This window comes from Amycolatopsis sp. FDAARGOS 1241, assembly GCF_016889705.1.
Classification (GTDB): domain Bacteria; phylum Actinomycetota; class Actinomycetes; order Mycobacteriales; family Pseudonocardiaceae; genus Amycolatopsis.
Map to the genome: position 1 here is coordinate 4,561,212 of NZ_CP069526.1, position 15,585 is coordinate 4,576,796.

At 70.8% G+C, this 15,585-nt stretch carries 18 protein-coding genes and 2 pseudogenes; 9 read left to right on the top strand and 11 right to left on the bottom strand.

The window, feature by feature from the left end; genetic code table 11:
• Nucleotides 1-14 precede the first annotated feature (14 nt).
• The 3 genes from ppk2 to I6J71_RS22530 all read right to left on the bottom strand — a co-directional run bounded on the left by ppk2 (nucleotide 15) and on the right by I6J71_RS22530 (nucleotide 2,840).
• Nucleotides 15-881, bottom strand: coding sequence for a polyphosphate kinase 2 (gene ppk2 / locus I6J71_RS22520; RefSeq protein WP_204096501.1), 867 nt, complete (start codon nucleotides 879-881; stop codon nucleotides 15-17).
• On the bottom strand, nucleotides 881-1,510 hold the full coding sequence (locus I6J71_RS22525; RefSeq protein ID WP_204096502.1) for a CBS domain-containing protein: 630 nt from the start codon (nucleotides 1,508-1,510) through the stop codon (nucleotides 881-883). The genes ppk2 and I6J71_RS22525 overlap by 1 nt, the downstream gene beginning before the upstream one ends.
• 163 nt (nucleotides 1,511-1,673) lie before the next feature.
• A complete protein-coding gene (locus I6J71_RS22530; protein WP_204096503.1) occupies nucleotides 1,674-2,840 on the bottom strand; it encodes an LLM class flavin-dependent oxidoreductase in 1,167 nt (388 codons plus the stop codon).
• Nucleotides 2,841-3,053: 213 nt separating this feature from the next.
• Here I6J71_RS22530 and I6J71_RS22535 point away from each other — a divergent pair, with 213 nt between their 5' ends.
• Complete coding sequence (locus I6J71_RS22535) at nucleotides 3,054-4,070, top strand: helix-turn-helix domain-containing protein (protein WP_204096504.1); 1,017 nt, start codon at nucleotides 3,054-3,056, stop codon at nucleotides 4,068-4,070.
• A 196-nt stretch (nucleotides 4,071-4,266) separates the two neighbouring features.
• Nucleotides 4,267-4,668 carry a hypothetical protein gene (locus I6J71_RS22540; RefSeq protein WP_204096505.1) on the top strand — a complete coding sequence of 134 codons (402 nt, stop codon included), beginning with the start codon at nucleotides 4,267-4,269 and terminating at the stop codon, nucleotides 4,666-4,668.
• Nucleotides 4,669-4,888: 220 nt separating this feature from the next.
• Here the strand turns inward: I6J71_RS22540 and I6J71_RS22545 are convergent, their stop codons facing one another.
• Complete coding sequence (locus I6J71_RS22545; protein WP_204096506.1) at nucleotides 4,889-5,293, bottom strand: hypothetical protein; 405 nt, start codon at nucleotides 5,291-5,293, stop codon at nucleotides 4,889-4,891.
• Between the two features lie 311 nt (nucleotides 5,294-5,604).
• On the opposite strand from I6J71_RS22545, the gene I6J71_RS22550 reads away from it, so the two are divergent.
• Nucleotides 5,605-5,919 carry a hypothetical protein gene (locus I6J71_RS22550; protein WP_204096507.1) on the top strand — a complete coding sequence of 105 codons (315 nt, stop codon included), beginning with the start codon at nucleotides 5,605-5,607 and terminating at the stop codon, nucleotides 5,917-5,919.
• Between the two features lie 209 nt (nucleotides 5,920-6,128).
• Nucleotides 6,129-6,665, top strand: a complete 537-nt coding sequence (locus tag I6J71_RS22555) for a hypothetical protein (RefSeq protein WP_204096508.1) — start codon at nucleotides 6,129-6,131, stop codon at nucleotides 6,663-6,665.
• A 34-nt stretch (nucleotides 6,666-6,699) separates the two neighbouring features.
• On the opposite strand, the pseudogene I6J71_RS22560 reads toward I6J71_RS22555, so the two are convergent.
• Nucleotides 6,700-6,894, bottom strand: a pseudogene (locus tag I6J71_RS22560) (response regulator transcription factor); the annotation flags it as partial.
• An 8-nt stretch (nucleotides 6,895-6,902) separates the two neighbouring features.
• Between I6J71_RS22560 and I6J71_RS22565 the strand changes: the two are divergent.
• A complete protein-coding gene (locus I6J71_RS22565; RefSeq protein ID WP_204096509.1) occupies nucleotides 6,903-7,136 on the top strand; it encodes a hypothetical protein in 234 nt (77 codons plus the stop codon).
• Nucleotides 7,137-7,334: 198 nt separating this feature from the next.
• On the top strand, nucleotides 7,335-8,381 hold the full coding sequence (locus I6J71_RS22570) for an alpha/beta hydrolase (protein WP_204096510.1): 1,047 nt from the start codon (nucleotides 7,335-7,337) through the stop codon (nucleotides 8,379-8,381).
• 349 nt (nucleotides 8,382-8,730) lie between these two features.
• On the opposite strand, the gene I6J71_RS22575 is transcribed toward I6J71_RS22570, so the two are convergent.
• Entirely contained in the window at nucleotides 8,731-9,483 is a 753-nt protein-coding gene (locus tag I6J71_RS22575) for a transglycosylase family protein (protein WP_204096511.1), read from the bottom strand.
• A gap of 838 nt (nucleotides 9,484-10,321) precedes the next feature.
• The gene (locus I6J71_RS22580) at nucleotides 10,322-10,894 is read right to left on the bottom strand and encodes a TetR/AcrR family transcriptional regulator (protein ID WP_204096512.1); all 573 of its coding nucleotides are present in this window, start codon (nucleotides 10,892-10,894) and stop codon (nucleotides 10,322-10,324) included.
• A 78-nt stretch (nucleotides 10,895-10,972) separates the two neighbouring features.
• On the opposite strand from I6J71_RS22580, the gene I6J71_RS22585 reads away from it, so the two are divergent.
• Nucleotides 10,973-12,361 (top strand): cytochrome P450, encoded by a 1,389-nt coding sequence (locus tag I6J71_RS22585; RefSeq protein ID WP_204096513.1) that lies wholly within the window; start codon nucleotides 10,973-10,975, stop codon nucleotides 12,359-12,361.
• 21 nt (nucleotides 12,362-12,382) lie between these two features.
• Here I6J71_RS22585 and I6J71_RS22590 read toward each other — a convergent pair whose 3' ends face one another.
• The 4 genes from I6J71_RS22590 to I6J71_RS48685 form a co-directional block, all read right to left on the bottom strand.
• Entirely contained in the window at nucleotides 12,383-13,327 is a 945-nt protein-coding gene (locus tag I6J71_RS22590; protein WP_204096514.1) for a PLP-dependent cysteine synthase family protein, read from the bottom strand.
• A 90-nt stretch (nucleotides 13,328-13,417) separates the two neighbouring features.
• A complete protein-coding gene (locus I6J71_RS22595; RefSeq protein WP_239155190.1) occupies nucleotides 13,418-14,386 on the bottom strand; it encodes a GNAT family N-acetyltransferase in 969 nt (322 codons plus the stop codon).
• 19 nt (nucleotides 14,387-14,405) lie between these two features.
• Nucleotides 14,406-14,564, bottom strand: a complete 159-nt coding sequence (locus tag I6J71_RS48680) for a hypothetical protein (protein WP_239155192.1) — start codon at nucleotides 14,562-14,564, stop codon at nucleotides 14,406-14,408.
• Between the two features lie 15 nt (nucleotides 14,565-14,579).
• The gene (locus I6J71_RS48685) at nucleotides 14,580-14,852 is read right to left on the bottom strand and encodes a MerR family transcriptional regulator (protein ID WP_239155194.1); all 273 of its coding nucleotides are present in this window, start codon (nucleotides 14,850-14,852) and stop codon (nucleotides 14,580-14,582) included.
• 20 nt (nucleotides 14,853-14,872) lie between these two features.
• On the opposite strand from I6J71_RS48685, the pseudogene I6J71_RS48690 reads away from it, so the two are divergent.
• A pseudogene (locus I6J71_RS48690) lies at nucleotides 14,873-15,172 on the top strand (class I SAM-dependent methyltransferase); the annotation flags it as partial.
• A gap of 67 nt (nucleotides 15,173-15,239) precedes the next feature.
• Nucleotides 15,240-15,557 (top strand): hypothetical protein, encoded by a 318-nt coding sequence (locus I6J71_RS48695; RefSeq protein ID WP_239155668.1) that lies wholly within the window; start codon nucleotides 15,240-15,242, stop codon nucleotides 15,555-15,557.
• Nucleotides 15,558-15,585: the final 28 nt, after the last annotated feature.

Genomic DNA, 15,585 nt, shown 5'->3' on the forward strand with positions numbered 1-15,585 from the left:
AGTCCCACCGTCCCTCAGCCGCGGGCGGCGTGGTCAGGGGCCGAGGTCCCGTCCGGGTGGGACGAAAGAGCCTTCAGCAGCGTCGCCGCGTGGTCAGGCACCTCGCGCTGCAGCCGCCGGTCGGTGCGCTCGTACCCGCGGTCGCGCGGCCGTGGTGGCAGGCTGACGGGTTCGCGCGGCACCTCGTAGTAGGGCACGCTCCCGAGCAAGTGCGCGATCATGTTGATCCGCCCCCGGCGCTTCTGGTCGCTGTCGACGACGTACCACGGCGCCTCGGGGATGTCGGTGTGCACGAACATGTCGTCCTTGGCCCGGGAGTAGTCGTCCCAGCGCGTCACCGACTCCAGGTCCACTGTGGACAGCTTCCAGCGCCGCAGCGGGTCCTCGATGCGGGCCCGGAACCGGCGTTCCTGCTCGTCGCGGCTGACCGAGAACCAGTACTTGCGCAGCAGGATGCCGTCGCCCACGAGCAGGCGCTCGAAGATCGGGCACTGCTGCAGGAACCGACGGTACTCGTCCGCGGTGCAGAACCCGAGGATCCGTTCCACGCCGGCACGGTTGTACCAGCTGCGGTCGAACAGCACGATCTCGCCGGCGGCGGGCAGCAGGTCCACGTACCGCTGGAAGTACCACTGCGTGCGCTCGCGCTCGGTCGGTTTCGGCAGGGCCTCGATCCGCGCGACGCGGGGGTTGAGGTGCTCGGTGACCCGCTTGATCGTGCTGCCCTTCCCCGCGGCGTCGCGACCCTCGAACACCACCACGATCCGGGCGCCCTCGGCGCGCACCCATTCCTGAAGCTTCACCAGCTCGATCTGCAGCCGGGCGAGTTCCTGCTCGTACACGGCGCGCGGGAGCCGTCCGGCCGGGTTCTTGCCGCCCATCAGGCCACGTCGTCCCACACGAAGTCGAGGCCGTTGCGGACCTCGACCACACCGGGCACCGCTTCGATCAGGCGGGTCACGGCCGCGATCTCACTGCGCCGTTCGACCCGGCCCGCCACGGTCACGACCCCGGCGTGAACCATCGCGCGCGCCCGTTCCGGTCCGAGCTGCAGCGCCTTCCACAGCAGCGTCGTCACCTCGTGGTCGATGTCGGTGTCCGGCCGCGAGAACAACCCGATCAGATCGCGGCGTGCGACGACCCCCACCGGCCGCCCGTCCGCGACGACGAACAGCCGCCGCAGCCCGGTCTGGGTGAACCGGGCCGCCACGTCGCAGACCGGTTCCCCGGCCGCCACGGTCCGAGCCGGGCTCGACATCACGTCCTGGGCCGTGCGCGACGGCGCCGAAGCACGCTGCCACCAGTGGTGGCGACGGTCTTCGCGCAGCAGCCGCACGAGGTCGAATTCGGACACCACGCCGGCGATCAGACCCTGGCGGTCGACCACCGCCACCGCGCTGATCCCGCGGCGGGTGAGGGTTTCCGCGATCTCCTTGACCGGCGTGTCCAGCCGCGCGCACACCGGCTTCGGCGTCATCACCGCGGCGACGGGTGTCGTGCTCGTGTTCATCGGGCCCTCCGCTCCCACGATTCACACTGACCACCCGTCAGCCAACCGCGCGAGCGCCGCCGGGCGCGCCGGTCACAAGGCACCGCGGCGAGGGACCAACGTCACCCGCGCGCAGCGAAGCGGGGGCCGAGCCCTCGCTCGGCCCCCGCTTCGCCGTCGACCGCTATGCCGGCTGGGCGTTCTTCTCCGCCGCGTGGCGCGCCTTGGCCTCCTCCAGTGCCTGGCCCTGCCGCTGGTGCAGCTCGGTGCGCAGCTTCCTGGCCTGCGCTTCCGTGGTGGCGAGGCGGTCCAGCTGCTGCTGGAAGTGCGGCGCGACGGCCTCGGCGAACAGTTCGTAGTGCCGTGCCGTGGCGGCCGGGTTCGCCCACTCGTGCGCCATCATCAAGTAGGCACCGAACCCGCCCTTGGACTGCTCGTCGAGCAGGCTGATCTGGCGGATCGCGTCCTCCGGCGTGCCGATGACGCCGATGCCGCTGGCGTTGATCCAGTCGACCCGCTCGGTGAACGTCGCCCCGCCGGGCTCGAAGTGCGGGACGGCGGCGACGTGCTGCAGGTAATTGCACCAGTCGTCGAGGCCGTGCTCGACCTCGGCGTAGGCCTGTTCCTTCGTCTCGGCGAGGTGCATCGGGCCGACCAGGCGCCACCCGCCGCGGTCCATCGTGGCGCCGAACCGCGCGGCGCGTTCCTCGGCGACGTCCCAGTGCTGGGCCAGCAGATCGAGGTCGCCCGTCATCGTCGCCCCGATCGACAGCAGGCTGAGCCCGTGCTTGCCCGCGATGCGCGGCCCCGACGGCGAGGCGATCGCCGCGACCCCGACCTCCAGTCCGCCCTGGGTGTACGGGCGCAGCTGGCACAGCGCCTCGCGCAGTTCGTAGCGGGCGGTCTTGATCGTCACGGGCTCTTCGCCGTTGAGCAGCTGCACCAGGACGTCGGTGTCCTCTTCCAGCGCGCCCCGCTGGCTGAGGGGGTCGAGCCCGATCATCGACGCGTCCGTCGGCAGCGAACCCGGGCCGAGGCCGAGCATGAACCGGCCCCGGGTCAGGTGATCGAGCAGGATAGCGCGGTCGGCCACCCACAGCGGGTTGTGGTAGGGCAACGAGAGCACACCTGTGCCGAGCTTGATGGACTTGGTCTGGGCCGCGACGTGGGCGATGAAGATCTCGGGGCTCGCGATGAGTTCGACGCCGCACGAGTGGTGCTCGCCGATCCAGGCTTCGTCGTAGCCCAGCCGGTCGAGCAGTTTGATCGTCTCGAGGTCGCGCGCCAGGGCCGCCACCGGGCTCTTGACCGGTGAGGCGTGGAACGGGGCCATGAAGACGCCGAAACGCATGAGCAGTCCTCCTTGACTGGGCTTGACCGGTCCTGGCGGGGGCGGCCGGGTGATCGCTTCGGCGACGGTAACGCCGGTGTGCTGCCTCACGTGACGCTCGAGGCGGAACCGTCCAAAAGTTGAACACCCCGCCCGATCGGGGGCTGGCACCGCCGCGTGCGGGTCCTGCACACTCGGTGTGCCCAGGCGAGGACGCCCGGAGAGGAGCCGCCTGTGCCATCCTCGGACGTCTGGCAACAGTTCCTCGAAGCCGACCGCCGCGGCTTCGCGCGCCCCGAGATCGAGGAATCGTGGCTGCGGTCGCGCCGATCCGGCGTCGACCCCGAACGCCTCGACCTCGACGCCGCCGACTACGACCCCGAGGCTCTGCTGGTGGCCGTCGGCAGCCGGATCATCCCCGGCACCGCGGATCTGCTGGTCGGCGACGCCGCGTCCGTGGCGGTCGTCGACCCGCGCGGCACCCTGACCTGGCGCTGGGAATCCGATCCCGCCCTCCGCCGCGACCTGCAGCAGGTCGAAGTGGAACCCGGCCACCGCTACGTCGAGGACGGCGTCGGCACCTGCGGCGTCGGCCTGTCCATGGCCGTGCGCTCCGTCTCCATGGTGGTCGGTGCGGAGCACTTCAAGCAGGCCTGGCACCCGTACACGTGCGCCACCGCGCCCATCGTCGACCCGGTCACCCGGCTGCTCCTGGGTTCGGTCAACGTGTGCTGCCGCGCCGAACACACGAATCGCTTCGTGATGGCGGCTGTCATCGCCTTCGCCGAACGCCTGCGTTCCGCCCTCCGCGACGCGGCCACGCCCCGCCAGCGCCGCCTCGTCGACGCCCACATGACGTTCCGCTCGATCCCCGGCGCCACCGTGCTCACCCTCGACAACGAGATCCTGATCAGCGACACGGGTCCGTCGACGGTTCTGCCGGACCGCGCGACGCTGTGGGCGGCCTTGCGCGAGGCGGGCCCGTCGGCGACCGAACTGAGCTTGCCGGACGGCCGCTTCGCCGCCGTCCGGCCGGTCACGCCGGGGCGCTTCGAGGACGGGTGCGTGCTGCTGTTCAAGACTTCGTCGCTGGCGGAACGGGAAAACCCGCTGGAGGACGCGGAAGCGGACATCATCCGGGAAGTTCTCGTGGCGTGCCGGGGGAACAAGACGGCCGCGGCGGCCCGCCTGAGGATGTCGAGAGGGACGTTGTACAAACGGATCCGCCGGTACGGTCTGGACAACGGCTGACTTTCCGGACGCTACTCCGCGAGCCCTCGCGCTCCAGTTCCTCGATGACCTGGTCGGTGGCCCACCGGCCGTGGACGTGCACCAATGACAGGTAGAACAACACCGGAGCCGCGGGAGCCCATGCGTCGCGCCGATCGGGCCGCAGCAGGTAGGGGATCGTCGAGGCCGGCTCGAACTCCACGAAGTCGAAACCGCGGTGTTCGAAGGCGTCCTGGACACCCCGGCCGACGTTCTGTTCGAACTGGCGCCTGGTCATCCTTCCCAGCGTCGCGAGGAAGAAGCAGCACCACTGAGAGTTCTCGGTGACCACGGCGAAGGGGAGCAGCTTGAGGTCGTACTGGTCGGGCCGCAGCTGCAACTCTTCGGCGAGTCCGCGTTCGGCGGCGCGAAAGAGCTGGGGCGCCTCGCCGCCGGGCGAGTCGAACTCACGGTGCAACCCTTCGTTGGCCGACGAGTTCCACTCGCCTTCCCCGACTCCGACGCGGTCGCTGCGCCGCGCGACCACCAGCCACCCGTCCGCGGTGACGACGGCGACGTTGAGCCCGAAGCTGATCGCATGAAATCCGGGCTTTCCCGGGGATCGCGTCCGGCGCGGTAGAGGTTGCGCAGCGTGTTGCCACCGGGCAGCGGCTTGTCCAGCAGTTGCGTCGCCAGGAAGGTGTAGTAATCGGAGTACTTGAGGTGGAGCGTCACCTCGGACAGTTCGCGCACCCCGCGGCGGGTCACCACGAAGTCGTGGACGGCGAACCGCGGCCCCGCCCAGCAATAGTCCAGTCCCGCGTCCCGGCGGGCATGCTGCTGCTTGATCACCTCGTCTCTCAGGTATGCGACGGTCGGCGGCAGGGATACCTCCTGGGGGTCACGATGACCCGCACGTCGGTTTCGGAGATCGCCCGTTCGCCGTTTCCCTCCAGGAGCTGACAGCTCGTGGTGAGCGGGCCGATCGAGAACCCGGGGAACACCGCCTTCCCGGGGTATCGCCCGCGGGCTCGGTGGTAGCTCTCCCGCCAGCGCGCGACCTGCCGTTCGAGGGTCTCCGCCGCCGGGTACGCGGTTCTCAGCAAGGCGCGGATGACATCGAAGAGCAGCGTCTCATTGTACCGCCGGGGATGGGCCCGGAAGATCTCCCGCGCGGTCCCGTACGCGCACTTGGCCGCGGCCGGCGCGACGCCGCGCATCCTCATCTCGGTCTCGACCAGTGCCGGCAGCGCGCGCAGCCGCACCGTGGACCACGTGTGCAGGGCTTGCAACCTGACCGCGAACTCGGGTGGGGATGCGGGCTGTCCGGGTGCGGGAGGTTCGCCGAACGGCGCCGGGTGAGCGGTCGTCACAGTCGAGCCTCCTCGTCGGTGCCGGCGCCGCAGCGGGCCGGCCACCATGATGCCCGACGCCCCAGCCACCCTCCTGACCAGCACTGATCGGATTTGGTGGGAAATTTTGCCAGCGCCGGGAGCCCACGAGGATCCTGAGAAACCTCAGCCGGAAACCCCTGCGAACCGCGGGGCACCGCTGTCCGAATCGATCGGGGTGGATGATGAACGACCTCAGTGTGACGCCCGCGCAGCTGCTCGTCGGCGTCGGAGTCCTGCTCGTGCTGTGGGTCTGGCGCGTCGGCGCCCGGCGGGAGCGGGGCGCCGCCGAAGCCGCCCGGCCGGCATCACTGACCGGCCGGGTGGTGGTCAACGCCGGTGTCGTCGTGGCCGTCCAGTGGGTGGTGATCGCCCGGACCGACAGCGACTGGCTGCTGTTCGCCGCGCTCGGGCTGCCCGCGTTGTTCGCTGCCCACGCGCTGACTCGCGCGACGACTGTGACGGCCGCCGACCGGTCGCACCGGGGCGATCGAGGGTGATCCGCGCGAACCGGATTGCCGGCGACACAACGGAATCCGCCTGACGAAGGTGAAGCACGAATTTCTCGTAGTGACACAGTTCACCGTGGACAGTCCACAGTAGACTTACAGCTGTGATCTGCGTCCCCCGCGGGGTTCCGGGGTGAACCCGGAACCGGGGCACGTCGTGGATTCGGGTGAGGGGCACTCGAACGACAAGGACGAACAGCATGAAACACCTCAGGGTTCTCGCCATCACCGGCACCGCGGCCGCCGCCATGACCGGCATGGCCGCGTGCGGCAGTGGGGGCTCGGCCGGCCCGGCTCCCATGCCGGGCGCGTCGCAAGGCTCCGCCTCCGCGGCGCCCGCGCCCGCGACGCTGGGCGAGACGAACACTTCGCTCGGCACCGTTCTCACCAACGCCCAGGGATTCACGCTCTACACCTTCGACGAGGACAAGAACGGCATGTCCGCCTGCACCGACAACGGCTGCAAATCCCTGTGGCCACCGGTCGTCGGCAAGGCGCAGGCGGCCAACGCGGTGAGCTTGCCCGGGCAGCTCGCCACCATCAGCCGATCCGACGGCATCGAGCAGGCGACGTACAACGGCAAGCCGGTCTACACCTTCGCGCAGGACACCGCTCCCGGGCAGACGAAGGGCGACGGTGTCATGGGCACGTGGCACGCGCTCGTGATCACGGGCGGGTCCGTACCGCCGGCCACCGGGAACGGCACGGCCTCCACCGGCGGTGGCTACACCTACTGACCGCGACGCGTGAGCTCTCCTCGGCTGCCACGGGTCACGGGGTTCCCGGCGTCACCAGCCCGGTTTCGTACGCGGCGATGACCAGCTGGGCCCGGTCGTGGGCGTCGAGCTTGGTCATGATGCGGGCGATGTGCGTTTTCGCCGTGAGAGGGCTGACGTGCAGCTCGCGGGCGAGGTCGTCGTTGGAACGGCCGCGGGCCACGAGGCCGAGGACTTACCGTTCGCGGTCGTGGCGCGGTGCTGTACCCGGCCGTGCTGGTGCCGATCGGCCTGCTGCTGTTCTGCGTCGCGCTGTGGCGGTCCACGACCGTGTCCCGCGCGGCGGTCGTCACCGCGGCGGTGTCCGGGGTGCTGATCTCCATCCCGGTGCCGATCCACTCGATCCGCCTCGCCGGTGGAGTCCTGGGGCTGCTCGCCGGCGCCTGGCTTGCGTTCGTCGTGCGAAGTGAACTCGCCCGGAGCCCGGACTGAACCGGCCTGGACCCCTGCTGACCCTGGGGGCGCTCACCGCGCTCGGTGCCGCCGCGATCCAGGCCGCGACCGTCCCCGTGCTGTGGGATGTCACTCCGGCGTAAGCGATTCTGTCGGCCCTCGTCGCTGCCGCCCAGGTGGGTTCGCTCCCGCGGGCGCAGTGTGCCCCTCGCGGCGGGCACCGGGCTCGTGGTCCGGGTGCTCGATCATGTGGCGGACCTACTGCCGGGCCCGAGCCCGTGGCAAGCGGCGGACGCCGCCTTCGGTGGCACCGATCGACTGGCCGCCGCGCTGCAGGCATTCGCGCTGCGGGGTTTCCTGATCATCGCCTTCGATCGGCCGCACCCCAGCCGGCACCGCGCGCGGCGGGTGACCGCGTCGCTGGCCTTCGGGCCGGTCGGCGTCCTGGTGCTCGCCACCGCCGCCGGTGCCGTGACCGCCGCGGCCGGCGCGAGGTCGAGCGCCGATGTCCCGACTGTGGACTATTGCTGCCCGGGCGGGATCCCGCTGGACCTCTACACCCCCGCAGGCGCCCGGCCTACGCCGGTAGCCGCGCATCTGCACGGCGGAGTGTTCCTGCTCGGCGACCGCGAACCCGACGGCCCCGGAGCCGCGCTCGCCAACTCCGGCGGCGCGCTCTTCCCGCCGTTGCGACGGGAGCTCACGGCCCGCGGTTTCGTCGTCGCGTCGACCGACTACCGCCTGCTGCCGGTCGCGTCCTGGCCCGTGCCGATCGACGACGCCCGGTGCACCATCCGATTCGTCAAGGCCCACGCCGGTGAACTGCGCATCGACCCCGCCCGGATCGGTGTGTGGGGCAGCAGCACCGGAGGCACGCTGTGCGCGCTGCCCGGCACGGCCGCTTCCGTCGACCGGACCACCTCGGTGGCTGCGGTGGTCGACATGTTCGGGCCGGCTGATCTCACCCACCTGGACGCCGCCGGTCCCGGGCAGCGCCTCATCGTCCACATCGGACTCGGCGACGACCCGGCCACCCGGCGCTCGGTCAGCCCGGGCCGCTACGTGACGCCGCACGCGGCGCCGGCGCTGATCCTCCAGGGCGACGAGGACTTCGTCCGGCCGCAGTCGGCCGGAGTTCGCGGCCCGGCTGCGGGCGGCCGGCGTGCCGGTCACCTTCGTCCCGGTCCACGGCAAAGGCCACACCCTCGACACGCCCGGCCAGGACCCACTCCCACCCGGCTCACCGGCGTCGCCGCCGACTTCCTCACCGCCACTCTGCGGTGACGAGCCCGCGACGGCGCACTCCTGGCGCCGAACAGGTTGGTGTGCTCGAAATCCACTGCCGATGGCTGTCCACTTCGCACTCCTCGGCTCCACCGGCCAACGAAAACGCGAACCGGTGGCCGCGGCCGGTCGTGGCGCAGAACCGTGTGGACGACGGCCGGCCGAACGCGCGGTGTAGGCGGGTCGGTGTTCCCATCACGTGGGCCCGCCTACACCGCTACCGGCCGCCGGGAAGGCTCGCCGGCGGCGCCCGAGCGCACCGTCCGCGAGGAGCACCGGCGGCTCGCCGTCCGCGTCCGCATCACCCGGGGGAAAGCGATGCGGACGCGATCGGCGGTCCGTGCCCCTGCTACTTGGTCGCGATCTTCTGGCCGACCAGGATCAGGTTGGCGTTCGGGATGTACGACGCGTTCAGCTGCTGCAGCCGCTGGTAGCCGCCGGAGACACCGAGCTTCTTGGCGATGCCCGACAAGGTGTCGCCCGCGACGACGGTGTAGTCGCCGTTCGGGTTGGAGCGCGTCGCGCCGGCCGCAGCAGCGGCCTTCGCCTGCGGCTTGGCCTTAGGCTTGACCTGGGGCTTGCCCTGGGGCTTGGCCTGCGCCTTGGACTTGACCCGGGTCTGCGCCTTCGGCGCGGCCTTGGACTTCTTGGTGTGGGCGGTCGCCGCCTCTTCCGAGGCCGCACCGCCGCCACCCTGGCCGGCGAAGTTGGAGAACGCGGCCGGGCCGGAGCCGCCGTGGCACTCCCACGGCGCGGTGCCCGACTTCGCGAAGATCCGGTCCGCGACGATCTGCTGCTGGGCCGGGGTGGCCCGGTCCGCGGTCGAGGCGAACTGGCCACCGCCGTTGGCGAGCCAGGTCTTCGTCACGATCTGGAACAGACCGGCGGGGCGGCCGGCGCGCTGGCCCGCCGCGGTGTTGTTGACCGCCGTCGGGTTGCCGGAGCTCTCGCACTTGACGATGCCGGCCTGCCCGGGGAAGGCGTTGGCCGCGCCGGCGCCGGCGATGCCGATCCCGCCGAGCGCGGCGCCCGCGAGAGCCGCGGTCGCACCGGTGCGCTTCAGAAGAGTCTTCGTGTTGCTGGGTTTGCTGTGACGTCCCACGATGGGTGGGCTCCTTCTCACTCTCACACCGAGAGCCCGTCTTTCGCGCCCAATCAGGGTCGCAGGCGACGGTGGTTCGCGGTGGCTTCCGGCCGCTGATCCTCGGGGTAGATCGCAGGTCACCGCGAAAGCACGTGGAGGTTACGAACAGGAAACGGCGAATGTACAGCGTCCGTGGCAATGGACACAGATCATCAATTCGCGTGACTATCGGACGACAGTGCGTCACAGCTTAGCGTGCCTATTCGGAAAACAGATCTTGGCTCAGCCTCAACGAAAAACAAGCCGATAAGACATCAATCACACAAAACCGGTGTTCGTTGTCCATTTTCCGACAGTTCTATCGATTCGTTGCCACCTGACCATCTTCACTCCGGCAGTTCCGCCGCGAGGATCACCACAGCACCCGGGCTCAACGCGGACGAGCTCCCCTGCGGCCAGCGTTTTCAGCGCACGGTTGACCGAAACCCTGGTCGCACCGATGGCCTCGGCCAAGCCGTGCTGTGTACCCGACAGACGACCCTGGAACCGGTCCCGCGGCGCCCTGCCGGGTGTTCCGCACCCACTGCGCGGGCCTGGCCGCCGATCCGTACTACGCCGCCCCCGGCGTGACCATCACCGCCCTGCGCGAGTGGGCGCCGATCATCGGCGAGACCTCAGCCGACGCCCGGAGCAGCACGGCCTCGGTCGCCGACGGCCGGACCGTCCCGGTGCCCGGGGGAAATCTCGATCGCGCTCCGGCCGGCGGGCTGGCCGAACTCCAAGCCCGCGCACGACCTGGCGATGCCCGACCGATCCACCGGCAGCGCCGCACGAGCCGGCCGGAGATCGTCTGCGGTCAGGGGGTGACGTCGACCGCGGCGAACAGGGTGCGGACGCAGAGGTCGCGCAGTTCCTCCTGCGTGACTTTCGGTTCGTCGAGCCAATCGAGGATCAGCTTGGCGAGGAAGGCCAGCCAGCCGCGCACGGCCAGGCGGGTGGTTTCGGTGACCGGGCGAAGCAGGCTCACCGCGGCGAGGATGCGTTCGGCGTTCGCCGCCATGCCGGCTTCGCGGATCTCCCGGATCTCGCGGTCGGCGTCGCGGGCGCTGCGGTAGACGATGCGGCAGCCGTCCGGGTGGGTGCGGGCGAACTCGAGGTAGACGTCCAGCCCGGCCCGCAGCTGCTCGGCCACCGGCAGCGCCGGGTCGGGCTCGCTTATCGCCAGGAGCTGGTCGCGCTGCTTGCGGAGGATCTCGGCGAAGAAGTCCTTCTTCGTCGGGAAGTAGTGGTACAGCAGGCCGCGCGAGACCTGCGCGATCTCGGCCACCTCCTCGATCCACACCTCGTCGTACGGCCGGTTCGCGAACAGCCTCGCGCCGATGCCCAGGAGCTGCTCGCGCCGCTGCTCCGTGCTCAGGCGCGTCCGCATCCCCCGAGCTTACTTGACACGGGTTCAACAGCGCGGGATCGTGGGCCCTATTGGATCTGAATTCAATAGGGGGCACCCGTGGACACCACCGGGATTCCGCACCGGCCGGGCCGGCTGCCGGTGATCGGCGACCTGATCGGCGCCAACCCGCGTACGCCGCTGCAGCACACCCTGCGCATCGGCAAGCGGCTGGGCCCGATCTTCACCCGCAAGATCTTCGGCATCGAGATCGTCTTCGCCGGCGGCGTCGACCTGGTCACGCAGCTCAACGACGAAACGAAATTCGGCAAGCACGTCGGCCTTGGCGTCGAGGGCCTGCGCGCGGTGGCGGGCGACGGGCTCTTCACCGCCCACACGAACGAGCCGAACTGGCGGCTGGCTCACGACATCCTGCAGCCGGCGTTCTCGGCCGACGCGATGCGCCGTTACCACCCCGTGATGCTGGAGGTCGCGCACGAGCTGACGGAGGCCTGGGACCGCGCCGCCGGCCCGGTCGACGTCGCCGCCGACATGACCCGGCTGACGCTGGAGACGATCGGCCGCGCCGGCTTCGGCTACCGGTTCGGGTCGTTCGAGCGCGCCGAACCGCACCCGTTCGTCACGGCGATGATCCGCGCGCTGCGGTTCGCGCAGCTGCAGAACGTCAAGCTCCCGTTCGTGCGGCGCACGTTCGCCGGGTCGCCCGCGCAGAACCGGGCCGACATCGCAACCATGACGAACCTGGTCGACGAGGTCATCGAAGCCCGCCGTCGCGAAGGCGGCGAGAGCCGGGACCTGCTGGGCCTGATGCTCACCGAAGGCCACCCGATGACCGGCGAGCGCCTGGACCCGGTGAACATCCGCAACCAGGCCATCACGTTCGTCGTCGCGGGCCACGAAACGACGTCCGGCGCGCTGTCGTTCGCCCTGTACTACCTGACACGCCACCCCGAGCTGCTCGCGAAGGCGCGCGCCGAGGTCGACGCGGTCTGGGGCGAGCGCGAACCGGAATTCGGCGACGTGGCCAGGCTGCGCTACATGCGCCGCGTGCTCGACGAGGCGATGCGGCTGTGGCCCACCGCGCCCGGGTATGCGCGCGAAGCCCGCGAAGACGTCGTGCTCGGCGGCAAGTACCCGATGCGCAAGGGCGACTGGGTGATCGTGCCGCTCCCCCTCGTCCACCGCGACCCGGCGGTGTGGACCGACCCGGAGACGTTCGACCCGGACCGCTTCGAACCGGCCGCGGTGCGCAAGCGCCCGGCCCAGGCGTACAAACCTTTCGGCACAGGCGAACGAGCCTGCATCGGACGGCAGTTCGCCCTCCACGAAGCCGTGCTGGCGCTCGGTTTGGTCCTGCGCCGCTACGACTTCGAAGCCGACCCGGGTTACGAGCTGAAGATCGTGGAATCACTGACGCTCAAACCCAGTGGCTTCACGGTGCACCCGCGCGTCCGTGACCACGCGGCCACCACGGCGGCCGCCACGTAGGCATCCCGCTCCGGTGGCCGGTCAGTCCCCGAACACGCCGCCGCTGAGGTACTTCAGCCCCGTGTCGACGGCGATGGTCACCACGGTGTGGCCGGGGCCCAGTTCGCGCGCCAGGTCGATCGCGGCCACGACGTTCAGCGCGGACGAAGTGCCTGCGAAGACGCCCTCGCGCCGCGCCAACGGCACCGCCAGGTCACGCGCCCGGGCTTCGTCGAATGCTCTCACCTCGTGGTAGGACGACGAATCGAGGAGGGGCAACGGGCGGCCCGTGCCGATGCCTTCGACGCCGTGCGGGCCACCGTGGCCCGCGGTGAGCATCGGGGAGCTCGCCGGCTCCAGCGCGATCACGCGGGGCGCGAGGCCAGCGGCGCGGAAGCCCGCCGTGACGCCCGCGAGCATGCCGCCGGTGCCGACACCGGCACAGAAGGCGTCGACGCCTTCGGCTCGGGTCTGCTCGACGATTTCGCGGCCCATCCGGGCATATCCGGTCAGGGCGTCGGTGTTGCGGAACTGGTCCGTCCACAAAGCACCGTCACGCACGACGATGCGGTCCACCTCCGCCCGCATCCGGTCGAACAGTTCGGGGGTGATCCGCCCGGCGTCGCTCGGAACCACGGTGAGCTCGGCGCCGAAGGCCCGCATGGTGCGCAGCTTCTCGGGCGAGAAGGCGTCCGACGTGACGATCGACAGCGGATACCCCTTGACGGCGCGGATGAAGGCGAGCGAAGAACCCGTGCTGCCGCCGGTGCACTCCACGACGCGGCGGCCGGGGTGCAGCTCACCACGCCGCTGCGCTCCTTCGATCAGGGCCAGCGCCATCCGGTCCTTGTAGCTCCCGGTGGGATTTCCGCTTTCGAGCTTCACGAGTACGTCCGCGGCCCCGTCAGGGACGAGGCGCGCGAGCCACAGTAGCGGTGTGTCGCCGATGGCTTCGAGCGCCGACGACACGATGTCCCGTGGCTTCATCGAAGTCCTCGCCTCCCGCGGGCCGGCCGAACTCCCGCTCCACTCAGAAGGGTCGCGCGAACACCGGTGAACGTTGCGCCGCCAAGGGCGTCAGACCTCGAAAGCCCAGCGCACGTAGCTCCTCGCCGCCACGAACCCGGCCCGCTCGAAGAGCCCAGACCGTCCGGAGGGGCGCGGCGAGTCGACGTTCACTCTGGCGCGGTCGTAGCCCGCTTCGGCAGCACCACGCAACGCGTGGGCGACCAAAGCGCTGGCGACGCCTCGATTCCGGTGGTCCGGGCGCGTTCCGACGATCATGAAGTGGGCGTCGCGGATGCCGGTGAGCGCCGCGTCGGCCTCCCAGGTCAGGGCGACCAGCACGCCGGCCGCGGCGCCGTCGGTGCCGGCCCGGAGCAGGAAACCGACCTCCGGCCGGAAGGTGTGGTTGGTGATCTTGTTCTGCCACGAGTCGAGGGTCACCGGCGCTGAGCCCCAGTGGTCCCGGTACGCGGCGTTGCGGGTGGCCAGGAAATCCGCGGCGTTCTCCGGGGACCACGGCTCAAGTGCCAGCCCGTCGGGGATCACCACGGCGGGGAGCGCGTCGCCGAGCGCGCGCTCCAGGCGCTGGAAGTAGCGCACCGGCACGAAACCCTGGGAGCGAACGAGTTCGGGCACACCGGCGATCCGCTCGGCCTTGTGGACGTCGACCGCGAGCCGCAACGTCGGGTGCTGGCGCGCGTGCACCACCTTCGCCGCCGCCACGCCGGCTTCCACGAGCGCGGTGCCCACGCCGCGGCGGCGGTACCCCGGATGGACCCCGCCGTCGAGGAAGACCCGGTGGACCTCTTCGGCCGACGGCTTGAAGCGGATCTTCATGAAACCCACCAGCACGTCACCGTCGAAGGCGGCGAGGCTCGCGCGCGCCAGGTCCGTGTACGGGTCGATCAGCTCCTGGAGGGTGTCCTCCGCGGTGTAGTTCTCGCCGATCCCGTCCACGGTTTCCATGGCGTTGAGCAGATCGGCCGACGCCTGTGCGTCCTCCCGGGTCAGCGGGCGCCACGTGAGAGGTCCTTCGCGCACGCGACGGACGGTAAGCCCGCTACGAGCGGGCTGTCACGTCGTTTTCCGCCGGACCCGGCACGCGGGCGTCGACCAGCTCCGCGAGCCGGGCCTGGTAGGCCGGGCAGATCGCGATGTCCTCGTGCGAGCAGTTCAGCCCGGGCTCGAGGAGTTCGAGCGCCGACCGCAGCGCCGCCATCCGAGCCTGCAGCGCTCACTGGTCGCGCCTCGGCACCTCTTTGCGGCCGGGGGTGTGGATCGAGCCGAGGAACTCCCCGATGTCCGGCAAGCCCAGGCCCGCTCGCTTCATCTCCACGATCGTGCCCACCCGCACCAGATCGGCGCGCGTGTGGCGGCGGCGCCCGCCCTGGGCACGGGCGGGCGCGAGCAGGCCCACGGACTCCCAGTACCGCAGCACGTGCGTCGGCAGGCCGAAGTGCCCGGGCCACTTCGCCGATCGCCATCGGGTTTGACTTCGTGTCGGCATCAAGTCAAACCATGAGGGGCATGTCCAGTTTGCTTGCCCTCCTCGACGCCGGCGACGCGTTGCCCGCGGCCGTCGAGCTGCGCGCCCGTTCCTACGAGTTGCTCGGCGACCTCACCGGCCGCGCGGTGGTCGACGTCGGCTGCGGCGGCGGCCGCGCGGTTACCGAACTGGCCGACCGCGGGGCCCGGGCGATCGGCGTCGACGTCGACATGATCGCCGTGTGCCGACAGCCGGGCAGAGAGTTCCGCGTCGGCGACGCGTACGAACTGCCGCTAGAAACCGGTTCGGTCAGCGGTTACCGCGTCGACAAGGTGCCGCACCTGCTCGACGATCCGGCGCGGGCCGTCGCCGAGGCCCGCCGGGTGCTGGCGCCCGGCGGGGCGGGCGGTGCTGCTCGGCTCGGGCTGGGACACGATCGCCGTCGACTCGGACGACCCCGAGACCACCCGCCGCGTGGTGCACGCGAAGGCCGACTCGTTCCCGTCGCCCCGCGTCGCCCGGCACCAGCGCGCCCTGCTGCTCGACGCCGGCTTCACCGACGTGACCGCCGAAGCGCGCTCCCTCGTGCTCACCGACGACACCGCGTTCGCCCTGCTGCGCCGCATCACCGACGACGACAGCTGGCGCGCCGAGCAGGCCGAACGCTTGCTGGCGAACCGGATCTTCGTCGCCGTGCCGATGGTCCTCGTCGCCGGACAGCGCTAGGCCGCAACTTCGCCGAGCGACCGCCGGA